This window comes from Caulobacter sp. B11 (assembly GCF_002737765.1).
Lineage (GTDB): Bacteria > Pseudomonadota > Alphaproteobacteria > Caulobacterales > Caulobacteraceae > Caulobacter.
On the sequence record NZ_PEGG01000373.1, the window covers coordinates 1 to 3400 of the forward strand.

Sequence of the window (3400 nt, forward strand, 5' to 3'; positions counted from 1 at the left end):
GGCGCTGGAATGGGAGGACCAGGCCCCGCTCGGCGAGCCGGGCAGTCGCCCCATCGATCCCGAGGCGGCCGCCGAGCGCCTGAACCAGCTTCTGGCCCGCGCGGGCCTGGACGAGGTGCGCGAGGCCCAGGCCACCTATGCCCGCGAGGCGTCCTATGCCTTCCAGCCGCGCGAGCGCGAGGGCGAGCCGCGGATGATGCTGGCCGAGGCCGGCACCGGGGTCGGCAAGACCCTCGGCTATCTGGCCCGGCCTCGCTATGGGCCGAGGCCAACGGGCCGTCGGTGTGGATCAGCACCTATACTCGCGCCCTGCAGCGCCAGATCGAGCGCGAGAGCCATTCGATCTATCCCGACCCCGTCGTGCGAGCCCGCAAGGCGGTCGTGCGCAAGGGCCGCGAGAACTATCTGTGCCTGTTGAATTTCCAGGAACAGGTCAACAGCGCCCAGCTGGGCAATGGCGACCTGATCGGGCTTGGACTGGCGGCGCGCTGGGCGCGGGCCAGCCGCGACGGCGACATGACCGGCGGCGACTTCCCGGCCTGGCTGCCGACCCTGTTCGCGATCGCGCCCTCCAACCAGGCCGGACCGTCCAACCTGGTCGACCGGCGGGGCGAGTGCATCCATGCCGGCTGCCAGCACTATCGGGTCTGTTTCATCGAGAAGGCGGTGCGGGCCTCCAAGCGCGCCGACATCGTCATCGCCAACCACGCCCTGGTCCTGACCCAGGCGGCCTTCGACGGCGCCCGCGCGGCGCGCGGCCTGAAGGGCGACAATGAGACCACGGCGATCAAGCGCATCGTCTTCGACGAGGGCCACCACCTGTTCGACGCCGCCGACAGCGCCTTTTCAGCCGCCCTCTCGGGCGCGGAATCGGCCGAGCTGCGGCGCTGGATCCGGGGTCCGGAAGGGCGCGGCCGCCGGGGTCGGGGCCTGGAGACCCGGCTGCTCGACATTCTCGGTGATCGCGAGGGCGCGCGTCAGGCCCTGACCGCCGTGCTGCACGCCGCCACCGCCCTGCCGGGCGAGGGCTGGTCGGGCCGCATCGCGCCGCCGGACGGCCAGGTCAATCCGATCGGCCCGATCGAGACCTATCTGGTCGCCGTGATCGAGCAATTGCGGGCCCGGGCCAGCGATCGGGGCGGCGGGGCCGAGCAGGGGCTGCAATGCGCCGCGCGGCCGGCCGTGGACCTGGTGCGCGAGCGGGCGGGCGAGGCGGCCCGGGCCCTGGCCGGGGTCGAGGCGCCCCTGCTGGCCCTGGCCCGCCAGCTGGAAGACGTGCTCGACGAGGACGCCGAACATCTGGCCCCGTCCGAGCGGGCCCGGATCGAGGGGGCCCTGCGCGGCCTGGACCGCCGGGCCCGCATGACCCTGCCGGCCTGGCGCTCGATCCTCAAGGCCATCGAGGAGGACGCCGAGGATGATCCGGAATTCGTCGACTGGTTCGAGGCGACCTTCCTGTACGGCCGGGTGGTCGACGCCGCCTGTCGCCGCCACTGGGTCGACCCGACCGAGCCGCTGCGCGCGGCCGTGCTCAGTCCGGCCCACGGCGTGCTGGTGACCAGCGCCACCCTGACCGATCCGGCCCTGGATGATCCCTTCGCCCTGGCCGAGATGCGCACCGGCGCCGCGCGACTACCCCAGGCCCCCAAGGTGTTGCGGCTGGTCTCGCCGTTCGACTATGCCAGCAACGCCCGGGCCTTCGTGGTCACCGACGTCAACAAGGAAGACCCCCGCCAGGTCTCGGCGGCGATGCGCGAGCTGTTCCTGGCCGCCAACGGCGGCGGGCTGGGCCTGTTCACCGCCATCCGCCGGCTGAAGGCCGTGCATGAGCGCATCGCCGCTCCCCTGGCCGACAAGGGCCTGGCCCTCTACGCCCAGCATGTCGATCCGCTGGAGGCCGGGGCCCTGGTCGACATCTTCCGGGCCGAGGAGGACGCCTGCCTGCTGGGCACCGACGCGATCCGCGACGGGGTCGATGTGCCGGGTCGGTCCCTGCGCCTGCTGGTCTTCGACCGCGTGCCCTGGCCCCGGCCCGACGTGCTGCACAAGGCCCGTCGCCAGCGGTTCGGCGGCAAGGGCTATGACGACTCGGTGGCCCGCGGCCGCATCAGCCAGGCCTTCGGCCGCCTGATCCGCCGGGCGGATGACAAGGGCGTGTTCGTGATGCTGGACGCCGCCGCGCCGACTCGGCTCTTCTCAAGTCTGCCGGAAGGAGTCACCATCCAGCGCATGGGGTTGGTCGAGGTCATCGAGGCCACGGCCGCCTTTCTGTCGGACGTCGCGTCCTAGTCGGTCGCGGCGCTCGCCTTGCCCCGGTGGGGGATTGGGAGATCAGGCTTGGCGCGACGTTCTGGAAGCCTCTTCAGCGGCCTGGGGATGGCCATGGCCTTGGCCGGCTTTGGCTTGGCCCCATCGGCCTGGGCGGCCGAGTTCGTCCGCGATGACTGCCGAACGGTGGTCAAGGCGACCGAGACCTTGCGCTTCGAAAGCGACGCGCACGAGCGCTGGTATCGCCGGTTCTGGACCGGCGCCTGCGACAGGCTGCCGATGTGCATGCCGGGATCGCCCAACTGGAACAGCATTGTCGACACGCTGGTCGCCAAGGTCGGCCCCGCCGACCGCTCGACCCTGCTGCCCAAGGCCTGTCGGCTGGGGCAACAGATCGGCCTGGAGTGGGGTCGCGAAAAGCGGGTGCAGAAGATCAGCACCAAGGACCTGCGGGCCTTCAAGGCGACGCTGGACTCGTCCGGCGACGCCCTCAAAGGGGTCGAGCAGGTCGAGGCCAGGGTGCGGGCGCTGATCACTCAGCCGCGCTGACCCTGCGCTCTAGGTGGCGCCCAGATAGCGGATCAAGGTGGCCATGTTCTCGACATAGGCCCCCGTCGAGATCCCGATCTTGGGAACATCGGCCAGATAGGGCGAGGTGTCGGTCGGGTCGCCGACCCGGGTCTGCGAGAACTCGCCTGGCGTCGGAACCGGCGATCCGTCGCCGATATAGGGATTGCTGACCGCCTTCATCTCCGTCGGCCACCAGCCCTCGGCGTTGAGCGTCTGGACCAGGGCCGCGGCCTCGGCCTCGCTGGGCTTGTCGCCCGAGGCCTTCAAGGTGCCGACATTGAGGTCGGACACCGACAGGTCCCCGGTGGTGAAATAGCGGGGCAGGGCCTTGGCGCCGCCCTTCAGGGGCGAGGCCTTGCTGACCACCTCGGGCGGGGTCGCCTTGAGCGCCTCGTAGCGCTTGCGCAGGCCGGTGATGTCGACCGAGCGGAAGGATGAATAGTGCACGACCGTATTGTCGGGGTTGTGGTCGGCGAAATATTCGCCGCTGAACACGTTGGAGCCCCGGCGGTGGACATACAGGGGCTGATTGGTCCCGATCTCGATGAAGGTCGGATAGCGC

The 3400-nt window shown here is 70.7% G+C and carries 1 protein-coding gene and 2 pseudogenes; 2 read left to right on the plus strand and 1 reads right to left on the minus strand.

All coding sequences use genetic code 11. The features are described 5' to 3' along the window. Nucleotides 1-2289: pseudogene (locus CSW58_RS12975) on the plus strand (ATP-dependent DNA helicase); the annotation flags it as partial. Between the two features lie 93 nt (nt 2290-2382). Beyond that, entirely contained in the window at nt 2383-2817 is a 435-nt protein-coding gene (locus CSW58_RS12980; protein ID WP_236627829.1) for a hypothetical protein, read from the plus strand. Nucleotides 2818-2826: 9 nt separating this feature from the next. Here CSW58_RS12980 and CSW58_RS12985 read toward each other — a convergent pair. Continuing rightward, nucleotides 2827-3400: pseudogene (locus CSW58_RS12985) on the minus strand (pectate lyase); the annotation flags it as partial.

Bases quoted from the DNA above. Each gene is read 5' to 3' on its own strand.
- CSW58_RS12980 (WP_236627829.1), top strand. From the start codon at position 2,383: ATGGCCTTGGCCGGCTTTGGCTTGGCCCCATCGGCCTGGGCGGCCGAG.